Here is a 14,580-nt window from a genome sequence, read left to right as displayed (position 1 = left end):
GCAAGACGATGGGGCACGCGGGTGCGATCGTGTCCGGCTCGTCGGGGACCGCGCAGGCGAAGAAGGAGGCCCTGGAGGCCGCGGGGGTCCGGGTCGGCAAGACTCCGTCCGAGACCGCCGAACTCGCTCGGCTGCTCGTCGCCAAGGCAGGCTGAGGGTAGGTCTGCGAGTCTCTGGGACCACGGGTCGGATGCTGGTGTAGCGTCCGGCCCAACGGTGGTCCCGACGAGGGAACCACCCGCCGGCTCCGGTCGTCGGAGGCGGGGGAGGGCCGGCTTTACCAGTTGGCCCTCGACCGAGACCGTTTGCAATCGCGTCGAGTGAGCTGAGGAGAGCAACGCGATGACCTACCCAGGCGGGGCACCGGGTGGTTACCCGGGTCAGGGCCCGCAGCAGCCGCTTCAAGGTCCGGGCTACGGCCCGCCGCCGGGGAGTGGGACGAAGCTCGGCCTGCCGCAGATCATATTCCTGGTCGTCGGCGGCCTCGGCCTGATCAACTTCTTCGTGGGGTTCGCCGACATCTTCGACGGTGCCAACCAGAGCTTCTTCGCGGCGCCCACGCCGGTGCCCGCGCTGTTCCTACTCGGCGGGCTGTTCGTGGTGCCGGCGATCATGCCCGGCGGCGCGAAGGCCGGCATCGCCCCGGCCGCGTTCTCCGTGACCGGCATGCTGACGGTGCTCTTCTTCACCTTCGCCACCGACCCGGACCTCGGCGTCGGCTCGATCCTGATGCTGATCTTCGGCATCCTGCAGGGCGCTGCCAGCGTGGTCGCGTACCTGTTCGAGGTGGGCATCATGAAGGCGCCGACGCCGGGCCAGGCGCAGGGCCAGTACGGCCAGCAGCCGCCGATGTACCCGCCGTCCGGGCAGTTCCCGCAGCAACAGCAGCCGCCGCCGGGGCAGTACCCGCCGGCGCCGGGGCAGCAGACCACGTTCGCGCCGCAGCAGGGTCAGTTCGGCCAGCCGGGTCAGCAGCCCGGGACCCCGCCGGGCGGGTACCCGCAGCAGTAGAGCTCGCCAGACGCACCGATGGGGGTGGCGCCGGATTTCCGGTGCCACCCCCATTGACGTGCGGTGACGCTGTTCATCTGATGCGGTGCGCGGGCGGCGAGCCTGACCTGGACGGCCGCGCCCGCGTGTCAGAGTGGCGGCATGGCGCCGTCCCTCGACCTCGATGCCGCCGACGCCAGGCACGACGACGACGTCGCCGTCCCGACGCTGATTCGCGTCCGGGTACTGGTGTTCGCCACGCTCGGTTCGATCGTCACCGGCTACGCGGCGATCGCCGCGTTGCTCGCCTTCGTCACCGCGATCGCCCCGCTGGCCCACTTCTCCACCGGCGGTGTGGTCGCCGCCGCGCTGCCGGCCTGGCTCGCCGCGCACCAGGTGCCGCTCGCGATCGACGGGCTGGAGCTCGGCGTGCTGCCGCTCCTGCCGACCGTGGGCCTGATGCTGATGGCCGCGCGGGCCGCGTCCGGCGCCGCCGTGCGGCTGGGCCTGTCGGGTCCGTGGCAGGCGGCGCAGGCGGTCGGCGCGATCGCCGTGGGGCACGGCGGCTGCGGGCTCGCCATCGCGCTCGCGGCGTCCGGCCACGGGGTGTCCGTCGATCCGCTGGCCGCGTTCTACTACCCGACGCTGATCGCCGCGCTCGCCGCGATCCTCGGTGTGCTGCGGCGCTGCGGGCTGTGGGACGCCCTCGTGGCCCGCGCCGACCCGGTCGCGTCGCACGGGCTGCGGGCCGGGTTGGTCGCGGTCTTGCTGCTGCTGGCGACGGGCGGGGCGGTGCTGACGTTCGCACTCCTCACGTCGGTCTCGACCGCGAAGGACCTGTTCGCCACGTTCGCCCCCGGCGTCGGCAACGGGCTCGGCATGGTGCTGCTGTCGGTCGGGTTCGTGCCGAACGCGGTGATCGCCGGGGTCGGGTTCGTCGCCGGGCCCGGCTTCTCGATGGGCATCGTGTCGGTGTCGCCGCTGGCCTTCGACGGTGGTCCGGTGCCCGGACTGCCGCTGCTCGCCGCGCTGCCGGAGGAGCCGGCCGGGTGGTGGCCGGCGTTGTTCGTGCTGCCGCTGGGTATCGGCGTGCTGGTCGGTCGGCGGCTGAGGGACGTCGCCGAGGAGCCGGTCGCGCGCGTGCGCGGTGTCGCGGTCGCGGCCGGCGTCGTGGCCGTGGTGTTCGTCGTGTTGGCCGGGAGCGCGGGCGGGCGAGTGGGGATGGGACCGTTCGACCCGGTGAACCTGCGTGCCGCGGCGGTGTCGATGGCGCTGGTGGCGTGGGTCGGCATCCCGGCCGCGATCACCGCGTGGCTGGGCGGGCCTCGCCCGGTTCGCTACGACCCGCCCGGCCTGCCCGGTTCGGATCCAGCTCCGGAAGATCCCGAAGCAGACGACCCCGAAGCGGACGACCCCGAGGCAAGCAGCCCGGAAGCAGAAGCTCCAGAGGCAGACGGCCCAGAAGGCGAGTCCGGAACAGAGGATTCCGGCACGGACACGATCGAAGCGGATGATCTCGCGACGGACGAGGTCGACCGGGACGATCCCGAACGAGACGATCGCTGAGCGGAACCCGGCCCGCCCCGGCGGGCCGGGCGAGCGCATCTCCGGCGGCCGCCTAAGCTGCGCATATGCGCGCAAAGGGGAGAATCCGCTGAGGGAGATGGCCTCGGCGACGGTGAGACCGGACGCCCCGGCGCGGGTCGTCGTCCTGGTCTCCGGTTCGGGAACCCTCCTGCAGTCCGTGCTCGACGCGAGCGCGGACCCCGGCTACCCCGTGCGCGTGGTCGCGGTCGGGGCGGACCGGCCCGGCATCGAGGGGCTGGCGCGGGCCGAGCGCGCCGGCCTGCCGGCCTTCGTGGTACGGCTCGGCGACCATCCCGACCGGTCCGCGTGGGACAAGGCACTGACGGACGCCGTCGCCGGGTACGCGCCGGACCTCGTGGTGTCCGCCGGGTTCATGAAGATCCTCGGGCCGACGTTCCTGGAGCGGTTCGACGGCCGCGTGCTGAACACGCATCCCGCGCTGCTGCCGGCCTTTCCCGGCGCGCACGCGGTCGCCGACGCGGTGGCGCACGGTGTCCGGGTCACCGGGTGCACGGTGCACCTGGTCGACGCGGGCGTGGACACCGGTCCGATCGTGGCGCAGCAGGCGGTCACCGTGGCGCCGGACGAGGACGCCGGCTCGCTGCACGAGCGGATCAAGGTTGTCGAGCGTCGCCTGCTGGTCGACGTGATCGCGCTGATGGCCCGGGAGGGCTACACGGTGCACGGACGAAAGGTGAGCATCCCGTGACTGACGAGCGGCGCCCGGTTCGCCGGGCCCTCATCGGGGTTTCGGACAAGGCGGGCCTGTTGGAGCTCGCCACCGGCCTGCACGCGAACGGCGTGGAGATCGTGTCGACCGGCGGGACCGCGCGTGTCATCGCCGACGCCGGGGTGCCGGTGACACCGGTTGAACAGGTGACGGGATTCCCGGAGTCACTGGACGGCCGGGTGAAGACGTTGCACCCGCGGGTGCACGCGGCACTGCTGGCCGACATGCGCAACCCGGCCCACGTCTCGCAGCTGGAGTCACTGGGCATCCAGCCGTTCGACCTGCTGGTCGTGAACCTGTACCCGTTCGAGCGGACTGTGGCGTCCGGCGCCGCGAGCGACGAGTGCGTCGAGCAGATCGACATCGGCGGGCCGGCGATGGTGCGCGCGGCGGCGAAGAACCACGCGTCGGTGGCCGTCGTGGTCGACCCGTCCCGGTACGACTGGGTGCTCGAGCAGGTGCGCGACGGCGGTTTCACGCTCGCGGACCGGCGTTCGCTCGCGGCCGCGGCCTACCGGCACACGGCGTCCTACGACATCGCGGTGGCGTCCTGGGTGGGCAACGTGCTCGCGCCCGACGACGCGGGCTCGGGTTTCCCCGGCTGGGTCGGCGCGAGCTGGGAGCGGCGTACGGTGCTGCGGTACGGCGAGAACCCCCACCAGCGGGCCGCGCTGTTCGTGTCGGGCCACGGCGGCAGTGGGCTGGCGACCGCGGCGCAGGTGCACGGCAAGGAGATGTCGTACAACAACTATGTCGACGCGGACGCCGCGTGGCGGGCCGCGTTCGACCACGAGCTGCCGTGCGTCGCGATCATCAAGCACACCAACCCGTGCGGCATCGCAGTGTCTACTGTGGATGGTTTCGGGGCGATCGCCGACGCGCACCGCCGGGCGCACGCGTGCGACCCGCTGAGCGCCTTCGGTGGCGTGATCGCGGCCAACCGTGCGATCACCGTGGACATGGCCGAGCAGGTGGCGGAGGTCTTCACCGAGGTGATCGTCGCTCCGTCCTATGCGGACGGTGCGGTGGATGTGCTGTCCCGCAAGAAGAACCTCCGGATCCTGGTCGCCGCGCCCCCGCCGCGCGGTGGCGCGGAGATCCGCCCGGTGTCCGGCGGCCTGCTGATGCAGACCCGCGACGTCATCGACGCCGAGGGCGACGACCCGGCGAAGTGGACCCTGGCGACGGGTTCCCCCGTGTCGGACGAGGTCCTGGCCGACCTGGCGTTCGCCTGGCGTGCCTGTCGAGCGGTGAAGTCGAACGCGATCGTCCTCGCGTCCGGCGGTGCGACCGTCGGCGTCGGCATGGGTCAGGTGAACCGGGTCGACGCCGCCCGGCTGGCGGTCGAGCGGGCCGGCGAGCGGGCGGCGGGTTCGGTGGCGGCGTCGGACGCGTTCTTCCCGTTCCCGGACGGGCCGCAGTTGCTGCTGAACGCAGGGGTCCGAGCGATCGTGCAGCCCGGCGGCTCGGTCCGGGACGCCGAGGTGATCGCGGTCGCGGAGGCGGCGGGGGCCTCGCTTTACCTGACCGGAACCCGGCACTTCGCGCACTGACCCGTCCCCAGGACCCGTTCGCGCACACGGTTTTCGTCGGTGCACACCGGTAGGCTGAAAAGCAGGGGGCCCCCTCGCGGTTGTCCACAATGCGCGCGGTTGTCCACAGATCAGCGCGCACACGCCGGTGTTGTCGGTGTCCGCCAGTACGTTCGATTCCGGGGGCCCAAAGCTCTCCGACGTCCGCGACACGGTTGCGGGACCGTGGCGAGCCACTGCGCGTCGCGGACGACCCCTGACCGCCGACTCGGCAAGTGCCGGCAGGTCGTTGAGTCCGCGCCCCTTACACGGACGCCTTACCCCAGCCGGGTGGGCCGCGGTTGGCACCCTGGCAGAAACCCCGGTCGCCTCCTGTCCGCCCCCGTGCTAGTATCGAACAGGCGTTCGAGTGGTGCCGCCTTCCCCGCGGCGTGTGCGGAGTTGCGGGGAGGTGTGTGCGGATGCCGGCGTTGGGTGCATCGCTGGCCACTTCCGGTGCGGTGGGAGTGGCCAGCGACCTCGCCAAGGCGCCGTCCGGTCGGGTGCGGATGTTACCCGTGCACACCGACCTTGCCGGGCTGTTCCCGTGGGGCGGCCTCCGGCGGGGCAGCACCGTGTCGGTGCACGGCTCGACGTCACTGCTGCTCGCCCTGCTGGCTCCGCCGACGGCGAGCGACTCGTGGGCGGCCGTCGTCGGCATGCCCAACCTCGGCGTGCTCGCCGCCGCCGAGTTGGGTGTCGCGGTCGACCGGCTCGCGCTCGTCCGGCATCCCGGTGCCGACCTGCCCACGGTGGTCGCCGCCCTGCTCGACGGGATGGACCTCGTCGTCACCCCGCGCGCCCGGCTCACCGACGCGCAGGCGAGGCGCCTGTCCACGCGCGCCCGTCATCGCGGTGCCGTCCTGCTGGCCGTCGGCGCCTGGCCGGGTGTCGACCTCGAGCTGCACTGCGTGCGGTCCCGTTGGGCAGGCATCGGCGAGGGGTACGGCTACCTCGCCCGCCGCGAGGTCACGGTCCGGGCTCGCGGTCGTGGCGCCGCCGCCCGTCCGGCCTGGGTGTCCCTGCAGGTTCCCGGTCCCGGCGGCGGCATCGCTCCGTCCCTCGAACACGTGCGCCCCGCGGCCCGCCCGAACCCCATGGCCGGTGGCTCGCCGGTGGGTGTCGCATGAGCACGCGGAGATGTCGGTCCATGCGGCTGACTTTGGCCTCAGCCAAGCGTTTCCGGCCCACCTGAGAGATGGCTGAAAGCTCGCTTGACACCCTCGCACTTCGAACGTACGTTCGAAACATGGACGTCAGGACACCACCCCGGATGCTCGTCGTGTGGTGCCCGGACTGGCCGGTGACCGCTGCGGGCGCGGCGGCTGCCCTCCTCCCCGGGCGGCCGATCGCGGTGGTCACCGGCAATCTCGTCGTCGCCGCGAGCGCACTGGCCCGGGCGGAGGGCGTGCGACGAGGCATGCGACGTCGCGAGGCCCAGGGGCGCTGCCCCGAGCTGGTCGTGTTCGCCGACGATCCCGACCGGGACGCGCGGCTGTTCGAACCAGTGGCCGCTGCGGTCGAGGAACTCGCGGTCGGCGTCGAGATAGTTCGGCCGGGCATCGTCGCGGTGCCCGCCCGTGGCCCGGCCGGCTACTTCGGTAGGGAGGAGGCCGCCGCCGAGCGGTTGATCGACCAGGTCGCCGCGCGCACCGGCGCGGAGTGCCAGGTCGGCATCGCCGACAGCCTGTTCGCCGCCATCCTCGCCGCACGTCGCGGACTGATCGTCGAGAGCGGCGGCAGCCCGCGGTTCCTCGCCCCCCTGAGCGTGCGTGAGCTGCACCGGCCGGCCGAGGGGCACGACCGTGCGGAGCTGGTGAACCTGTTGCGCCGCTTGGGTTTACGTACGCTCGGCGCGTTCGCCGAGGTGCCCGAGCGGGACGTCTCCGCGCGGTTCGGCGCCGACGCCGTGGTCGCGCACCGCCTGGCCCGCGGTGGCCAGGAACGCCCGCCGGACCGCCGCCGCCCGCCGCCGGAGCTCGCCGTCAACGAGGCGCTGGACCCGCCGGTCGAGCGGGTCGACGCGGCCGCGTTCGTCGCCAAGGTCCTGGCCGAGCGACTCCATGCCGGCCTGGCCGCACACGGCCTGGCCTGCACCCGCCTGGGCATCCATGCGGCCACCGCGCACGGCGAGGAGCGCGACCGCGTCTGGCGGGCCGCCGAGCCACTCAGCCCCTCCGGCATCGCCGACCGGGTCCGCTGGCAACTCGACGGCTGGTTGCACGGCACCACGCTGTCGGCCGGCGTCACCCTGCTGCGCCTGGAACCCGTCGAGGTCATCGAGGGCCACGCGTTGCAGCTGGACCTGTGGCGCGGCGAGGGCCGTGCCGAGGCCGACGAGCGTGCCGGCCGCGCCATGGTCCATGTCCAGGGTCTGCTCGGACCCGAGGCCGTGGTCGTCCCCGTGCTCGGCGGCGGTCGCAACCCCGGTGAGCGCGTGCGACTGGTGCCGTGGGGCGACGAGCGCGGTCCCGCCGCTGATCCCGACGCGCCGTGGCCGGGCGTGCTGCCCACCCCGTCCCCGGCGAATATGCCGATGAAACCGTTGCCCGCCAAGGTGACCGACCCGTCGGGGAGCCCGGTGGACATCACCGCCCGCGACGAGCTGACCGGTCTGCCCACCCAGGTGGCGGTGGACGGCGGCCCCCCGCGCCGGGTCACGGCCTGGGCCGGCCCCTGGTCCGCCGACGAACGCTGGTGGGCCGACCCCGGCCGGCGCACCCGCCTACAGATCCTGCTCGAAGAGTCCGAAGAGGACATACAAACCGCACTGCTGCTCGTCCTGGCCGGCGAGAAGTGGACGGTGGAAGGGATATACGACTGATGTCACGCGACCCCCGCGCCTGCCCGGAGTGCCGCACCCTGGACGGCAGCTGCCGCCAGTTCGTGATTGGTCACCCGAACCCGGTGTGCGTAGCGGGCTACGCCCACCCGAGGCACGAGTCCCCCGCTCCGGATCTGCTGGCCCTGGACCTCCTGATCCCGGCGCCTCGCCGCTCCCCGGAGAACATCCGAACCCACTGACGAACCAATGCCTCGAACCAAGACCGACCGTCTCGCCCGTCACATCAGAGCTGGGGCCGGCTGATGGGCTGGAACAACCCCCCGGTGAGCTGGTCCGAACTGGAGCGCATCCTCTCCGGCCGGCCACCCGAGGACGACCACGGGAAGGGCGAGATCAAGGGCGACGGCGGTGACAGCCCCGCCTGGACCCGGCATCGCGAGCGCTACACCGCCCCCGCGGGCGTCGGGCCGCCCGGTCCCACCGACCTTGCCGGTGCCGAGGCCCGCACGCCCTATGCGGAGCTGCACTGCCATTCCAACTTCAGCTTTCTCGACGGCGCCAGCCATCCCGAGGAGCTCGTCGAGGCGGCCGCACTGCTCGGGCTCGACGCGATCGCGATCACCGACCACGACGGCATGTACGGCGTCGTCCGCTTCGCCGAGGCGGCCGAGGAGCTCGGCGTGCGCACGGTCTTCGGCGCGGAGCTCAGCCTCGGGCTCGGCGAGCCGCAGAACGGTGTCGCCGACCCGGAGGGCGAGCACCTGCTCCTCCTCGCCACCGGCGCCACCGGCTACGCACGACTCTGCCGCACCGTCACCACCGGCCAGCTCGCCGACGGCAGCGAGAAGGGCCGTCCGATCTACGACCTCGACCAGATCGTCGCGGAGACCGCCGGCGAGTGCGTCGTGCTCACCGGCTGCCGCAAGGGCGCGGTGCGTGCGGCGCTGCTGCGCGACGGCCCGGCCGCGGCCTTCGACGAGCTCGCCAGGCTGGTCGAGATGTTCGGCGCCGACCGGGTGTACGTCGAGCTGATCGACCACGGCCTCCCGCTCGACACCACACACAACGACCTGCTCGCCGAGCTGGCAATGGACCTGCGCCTGCCGGTCATCGCGACCAACGCCGTGCACTACGCGCACCCCAACCGAGGCGACCTGGCCGCCGCCATGGCCGCGGTGCGCGCCCGCCGCTCGCTCGACGAGCTCGACGGCTGGCTCCCACCCGCGCCGACGGCCTACCTGCGCTCCGGCGCGGAGATGGGCCGGCGGTTCGCGCGCTACCCGGGCGCCGTGCAGCGAGCCGCGCTGCTCGGCCTGGAGCTGTCGTTCAACCTCAAGCTAGTGGCGCCGAAGCTACCGTCGTTCGAGGTGAACGGGCACACCGAGGACAGCATCCTGCGTGAGAAGACCTACGCTGGCGCGCGCAAGCAGTACGGCACGCTCGAGGAACGGCCGGACGCCTACGCGCAGCTCGAGCACGAGCTGCGGGTCATCGAGGAGCTGGGCTTCCCCGGCTACTTCCTGATCGTGTCGGACATCGTGGACTTCTGCCGGCGCAACGGGATCTACTGCCAGGGCAGGGGATCAGCCGCCAACTCGGCGGTCTGCTACGCGCTCGGGATCACCAAGGTCGACGCGGTGAAGTTCAACCTGCTGTTCGAGCGGTTCCTCGCGCCGGCCCGGGACGGTCCGCCCGACATCGACCTCGACATCGAGTCCGACCGCCGCGAGGAGGCCATCCAGTACGTCTACGACCGCTACGACCGCCGGCACGCCGCGCAGGTGGCCAACGTCGTCTCCTACCGCGCGAAGTCGGCGGTGCGCGACATGGCCAAGGCGCTCGGCTACTCGCCGGGACAGCAGGACGCGTGGAGCAAGCAGATCGACCGCTGGGGGCCGCTCAAGTCCACCGTGGACGACAATGATCACGACGTGCCGGTGGCCGTGCTCGAGCTGGCCGGACAGCTGGAGAACTTCCCACGGCACCTGGGCATCCACTCCGGCGGCATGGTGATCTGCGACCGGCCGGTCAGCGAGGTGTGCCCGGTGGAGCGCGCGCGGATGGACAGGCGCACCGTGCTGCAGTGGGACAAGGACGACTGCGCCGCCGCCGGCCTGGTGAAGTTCGACCTGCTCGGCCTGGGCATGCTCTCCGCGCTGCGGTACATGGTCGAGCTCATCGAGGAGCACCACGGCACGCCGGTGGACATCGACAAGCTGGACCTCGAAGACGGGCACGTGTACGAGATGCTCCGGCGCGCCGACTCGGTCGGCGTGTTCCAGGTGGAGAGCCGGGCGCAGATGGCAACGCTGCCCCGGTTGAAGCCAAGGGAGTTCTACGATCTGGTGGTCGAGGTCGCGCTGATCCGCCCGGGTCCGATCCAGGGTGGCTCGGTGCACCCGTACATCCGCCGCGCCAATGGCCAGGAGGATGTCACCTACGACCACCCGCTGCTCGAGAACGCGCTGGAGAAGACCCGAGGCGTGCCGCTGTTCCAGGAACAGCTGATGCAGATGGCCGTGGACGTCGCCGACTTCACGCCCGCCGAGGCCGACGAGCTCCGCCGGGCGATGGGCGCCAAGCGGTCGACGCGACGGATGGAACGATTACGCGAGCGCTTCTACGCCGGGGCCGCGCGACACGAGATCGACGAGGAGCTGGCCGGCCGGATCTACGAGAAGCTGATGGCGTTCGCCAACTTCGGCTTCCCGGAGAGCCACGCGTTGAGCTTCGCGTACCTGGTGTTCGCGAGCGCGTGGTTCAAGCTGTACTACCCGGCCGCCTTCTGCGCCGCCCTGCTGCGGGCGCAGCCCATGGGCTTCTACTCGCCGCAGTCCCTGGTGGCCGACGCCCGGCGGCACCTGGTGACCGTCCACGGCCCGGACCTGAACGCCAGCCTGTCGTACGCGACGCTGGAGCCGGCGGGGGGCGCGATGCGCCCGCGCGACCCGCGAAACCGCGACGACGACGCGGGCCCCACGATCCGCATGGGCCTGGGTGCCGTCCGCACGATCGGCGACGACCTGGCACAGCGGATCGTCGGCGAGCGTGAGGCGAACGGTCTCTACGTGGACATGACCGACCTGGCGAGGCGGGTGCAGCTGACGCGGGCGCAGATCGAGGCCCTGTCCACGGCGGGTGCGTTCGACTGCTTCGAGGTGGCCCGCCGCGAGGCCCTGTGGGCGGCCGGCGCGGTGGCGGGCGAGCGCCCGGACCGGTTGCCGGGCACCACGGTCGGTGCCACGGCCCCGGCGTTGCCCGGAATGAGCTCCCTCGAACTGGCGGTGGCCGACGTGTGGGCGATGGGCCTGTCCCCGGACTCGTTCCCCACGGAGTTCCTGAGAGCCCACCTGGACGAGCTGGGCGCGGTCCCGATCACCGAAGTGTCCGAAGAGGACAATGAGACCCGGCTCCTGGTCGGCGGCGCCGTGACCCACCGCCAACGCCCGGCGACGGCCGGCGGTGTCACGTTCATCAACCTGGAGGACGAGACCGGGATGATCAACGTGGTCTGCTCACCGGGCCTGTGGACCCGCTACCGCCGCACGGCCAGGAACTCGTCGGCCCTGCTGGTTCGTGGCATGGTGGAAAGTGCCGAGGGAGTGACCAGCATCCTGGCCGACCACCTGGAAGCCCTGGACCTGAGCATCCCGGCGAAGTCCCGCGACTTCCGCTGACCCACCCCAAACTTCCTGTCTACCAACGAAAAGCGACCCAACCCTCCACTCGCACCCCGAAGTTGTCCACGGGCGACAGCGCACCGGCCACAAACCCCCGATCACCGGTACGCTGGAACGTGGGTGGCCCCCCGGGAGTGGCAGGGGGTCGGCAAAGTCGATCATCCGGTTGTTGGGGCGGGCACGGTCTCGTTGATCATGTGAGTGTCGAGTTCGCATGATCGTTGCCACATGGCACGCAACCCCACCCGACCACTCACCCTGCTCGGAATCCCCACCTAACAGGACAAACGACTTTGCTGACCCCCTGCCCGGGAGTGGTGGGGCTTTGCCAACGCGAGGGAAGACGCGAGGGCGACGGAGCGCCAAAACGTGAGCACAGGAACGTGAGCGCCGAACCCCGAACGACAAAGCCAAGGGACAAGGCAAGGGGACCCCCAAGGGTGACGGTGTGTGCGATCGTCAGGTGAACGTGGGCTGAGATCACGAAGTGCCGGGCCTTGATGCGTGGGCATGCTGGTCGGCGCTCGCGGGCATGCGCGTGCGCGGGCGCGGTCGGAAGTGCGCGCGGGCGTGAATGCGCACGGCAGGAGTGCGCGCAGGCGACCCCTGTCGACGAATGCGTGTCGGCGAGTGCCCGGGATTGGCGGCGCTGGTGGTGGATCAGGGCCGTCTGGACCTGTGTCCTTGTGGCGCAACGGTTCTAAGATCAGAGTGTGTCGTCGCAGCGTCGCGATTCCGATGTCGGCAAAGACGGGCTCGCCGTCATCGTCGTCGGAGTCGACGGGGGTGATCGGGCCCTGCATGCGGCCGCCTGGGCCAGTGGGCTCGCCCGCCGCGAGCGGGCGCTGCTGGTTCTGGTCTACGTCGAGGCGCTGACCAGCCCCGCCTACTGGTCGCCGATCGGCATGGCCACCGCGGCTGAGGCGGCCGGCGCGCTCGTCGCGGAGCTGCGGGAGACGGCCACGTCCTACCTCGACCCGGTGGGCGTGCGGTGGGAGCTCGTCCACTACCGAGGTGATCCCGCGCACGGGCTCGAAGCCGTCGCCGAGGCGCGGCGGGCCGACTGCATCGTCGTCGGACGAGGGGGCGGCGTCGCGCGGGCGCTCGTGAACGACGCGCGCCGGCCTGTCGTGGTCGTTCCCTAGAGTGCCGCACATGACCGAACGCGGTGCGGACTACCAGGACGCGATACTCACCGGACAGGAATGGACCGGGCGCCACTTCGAGGGCTGCACGTTCGTCGAGGCCGACATGCGCGGCATGGTCACCAACGGCTGCACCTTCGACGACTGCGACTTCACCCGCACCGACCTCGGCGAGTCCCGGCACGGCTCGAGTGCCTTCCGCTCCTGCACCTTCCGCCGCACCACGCTGACCGAGAGCGAGTTCACCGGCTGCAGCCTGCTCGGCTCCACGTTCGTCGAGTGCCGGTTCCGGCCGTGGAAGATCGTCGACTGCGACCTCACGCTCGCGAGCCTCACCGAGGCGAGCCTGCGCAAGACGATCCTGGCCGGCCTGCGTTTTCGCGAGACGAACCTCCTCGGCGCCGACCTCCGCGACACGGACCTGCGCGGCGCCGACCTGACCGGCGCGCGCCTGGCCGAAACCAGGTTCGACGGCGCCGACCTTCGTGACGCCAAGCTTGACGCCACCGGCCTCGCACACGCCAAGCTCGCCGGCGCCCTCGTCGACCTGGACACCGCCGTCTCGTTCGCCGCCGCGCACGGGCTGCGCGTCGACACGTCGGGCTAGGCGGGCGGCCGGTCCCGTCCGATGACCTCCACCAGCCTGCCGAGCGCGACCAGCTCACCCAAGGCGTCGGGCAGCATGTACGCCGTTCCGCCACCCGGCTGGTCGAACCACGGGATCGCCGCGCCGGTCAACACCTGCACCGGCTGCTGGACGCGGTACGCGTGGTACGGGCGGTCCACCCAGTCCGGCACCAGCGACCGCTCCTTGAACGGCGTGCCGAGCGCGTACACCAGGTTGCCGTCGTCCTCGCCGAAGCGGTCGATCTCCGTGCCCGGCTCCAGCTCGACCAGCCGCTTGCCGCGGAACAGCGTCAGCGGGGGCTCACCGGGCAGCGGGCTGATCGGCCAGTCTCCGGACGGCGCGGCGGCCGTCCGGCCCGGCAGCGGCTGGGCGACCGTGGTCGCCTGGTCGCCATGCCGCGACTCCGGCCGCGACAGGTCCGGCCGGTCGAAGCCCGACGGCGGTGAGTCGGTACGGAACATGTCCGGGCGGGCGAACTGGGTCCGCTCGAGCTCGGCGCCGGCTCGCGCGGACCGCGGATCCGGCTGGCCGAAGCCACCCTCCTGCTGTCGGAAACCGGCGTCCGGCTGGCCGAACGCACCCTCGGGCTGGTAGCCGGGGGCGTCGGCCTGCGCGAAGCTCGTGCGGCCGTTGTCCGCATGCCCGTTGTCCGCGTGGTCGGCGTCATGCCGGCCGTGCCGGCTGTGGCGGCCCAGGTCCGGCTCGCCGTCCGCCTGGCCGTAGTCGGGCATCCCGGGCGCATCGGGCCGGTCGGCCGCGGCCGCCGGAGCGTCCGGCGCGCCGAACCCGCTCCCCGGGCCGAAGCCACCGCCCCCTGGACCGAAGCCACCGCCGCCCGGACCGAAGCCGTCGGGCGGACCGAAAGCGTTGTCGGGCGCGTAGCCACCATCGGCCGCACCGAACGCGTCGGAGGCGCGGAAACCGGCGTCCGCGGAGGCGAACTCGGTCCGCGCGTAGTCCGGCGGGGCCGCGAACTCCTCGCTCGGCCGGACCGCCTCGTCGGAGCTCCGCCCCACGTCCTGCCCGCCGAGCCGGTCGCCCACCGGGTGCTGGGCGGGCACCACGTGCACCGGCCCGCTGACACCCTGCCCGCGATCCGCGTCCAGCATCAGCTTGCCCAGCAGGAACGCCGCCGCGTCGGCGACGTCCTCGAACATCGCCGGTGCCACGAAGGCCCGGTCGAACCAGCCGACCCGCCAACCCTCGTCCGTCTGCTCCATCGTCCACGCCCGCCCGGCCGGCGGGCCGATCCGGAACGTCGACTCCGGCACGCCGAGCTCCGCCAGCCGCGACCGCAGCGCGTCCACCGTCCGCCCGGGCGGGCCCTGGGACGGCAGCGCGGCCGCCGGCGCCGAACCGGCGGACTCCGGCGGCGTCACCGGCTGCGCGATCTTCGTCGGGGGCGGGCCGGGCGGCCGACCACCGGGCCCGCCGGGACCGGACCCCCCGGGACCCGGCGGAGCC

Annotated in this window: 11 protein-coding genes and 1 pseudogene; 11 read left to right on the top strand and 1 reads right to left on the bottom strand. The window is 72.4% G+C overall.

Annotation, left to right across the window (positions count from 1 at the left end; all coding sequences use genetic code 11):
- The 11 genes and pseudogenes from ACRDTB_RS32980 to ACRDTB_RS32930 form a co-directional block, all read left to right on the top strand.
- Nucleotides 1-155, top strand: a pseudogene (locus ACRDTB_RS32980) (succinate--CoA ligase subunit alpha); the annotation flags it as partial.
- 187 nt (nt 156-342) lie between these two features.
- Entirely contained in the window at nt 343-1,011 is a 669-nt protein-coding gene (locus ACRDTB_RS32975) for a DUF5336 domain-containing protein (RefSeq protein ID WP_431436124.1), read from the top strand.
- Nucleotides 1,012-1,152: 141 nt separating this feature from the next.
- The gene (locus ACRDTB_RS32970) at nt 1,153-2,556 is read left to right on the top strand and encodes a cell division protein PerM (protein ID WP_431436123.1); all 1,404 of its coding nucleotides are present in this window, start codon (nt 1,153-1,155) and stop codon (nt 2,554-2,556) included.
- A 97-nt stretch (nt 2,557-2,653) separates the two neighbouring features.
- The gene (gene purN / locus ACRDTB_RS32965; protein ID WP_431436122.1) at nt 2,654-3,286 is read left to right on the top strand and encodes a phosphoribosylglycinamide formyltransferase; all 633 of its coding nucleotides are present in this window, start codon (nt 2,654-2,656) and stop codon (nt 3,284-3,286) included.
- Nucleotides 3,283-4,860 (top strand): bifunctional phosphoribosylaminoimidazolecarboxamide formyltransferase/IMP cyclohydrolase, encoded by a 1,578-nt coding sequence (gene purH, locus ACRDTB_RS32960; protein WP_431436121.1) that lies wholly within the window; start codon nt 3,283-3,285, stop codon nt 4,858-4,860. Before purN ends, purH begins: the two co-directional genes overlap by 4 nt.
- A 440-nt stretch (nt 4,861-5,300) precedes the next feature.
- A complete protein-coding gene (locus tag ACRDTB_RS32955; protein ID WP_431436120.1) occupies nt 5,301-6,008 on the top strand; it encodes a hypothetical protein in 708 nt (235 codons plus the stop codon).
- A gap of 119 nt (nt 6,009-6,127) precedes the next feature.
- The gene (locus ACRDTB_RS32950; protein WP_431436119.1) at nt 6,128-7,702 is read left to right on the top strand and encodes a DNA polymerase Y family protein; all 1,575 of its coding nucleotides are present in this window, start codon (nt 6,128-6,130) and stop codon (nt 7,700-7,702) included.
- On the top strand, nt 7,702-7,902 hold the full coding sequence (locus ACRDTB_RS32945; RefSeq protein WP_431436118.1) for a hypothetical protein: 201 nt from the start codon (nt 7,702-7,704) through the stop codon (nt 7,900-7,902). Before ACRDTB_RS32950 ends, ACRDTB_RS32945 begins: the two co-directional genes overlap by 1 nt.
- Nucleotides 7,903-7,965: 63 nt before the next feature.
- Nucleotides 7,966-11,340 carry an error-prone DNA polymerase gene (locus ACRDTB_RS32940; protein ID WP_431436117.1) on the top strand — a complete coding sequence of 1,125 codons (3,375 nt, stop codon included), beginning with the start codon at nt 7,966-7,968 and terminating at the stop codon, nt 11,338-11,340.
- 716 nt (nt 11,341-12,056) lie between these two features.
- Nucleotides 12,057-12,488, top strand: coding sequence for a universal stress protein (locus ACRDTB_RS32935; protein WP_431436116.1), 432 nt, complete (start codon nt 12,057-12,059; stop codon nt 12,486-12,488).
- Between the two features lie 10 nt (nt 12,489-12,498).
- Nucleotides 12,499-13,095: a pentapeptide repeat-containing protein gene (locus tag ACRDTB_RS32930; protein ID WP_431436115.1), complete on the top strand. Its 597-nt coding sequence runs from the start codon at nt 12,499-12,501 to the stop codon at nt 13,093-13,095.
- Here ACRDTB_RS32930 and ACRDTB_RS32925 read toward each other — a convergent pair.
- Nucleotides 13,092-14,580, bottom strand: a 1,489-nt coding sequence (locus ACRDTB_RS32925; protein WP_431436114.1) for a TNT domain-containing protein, incomplete at its 5' end; no start/stop codon positions are given. The genes ACRDTB_RS32930 and ACRDTB_RS32925 overlap by 4 nt on opposite strands.

The sequence above is a fragment of the Actinophytocola sp. genome (assembly GCF_050699935.1).
Lineage (GTDB): Bacteria > Actinomycetota > Actinomycetes > Mycobacteriales > Pseudonocardiaceae > Actinophytocola.
The sequence above is the reverse complement of the archived record's forward strand: the minus strand, read 5'-3'. Positions and strand labels throughout refer to the sequence as shown.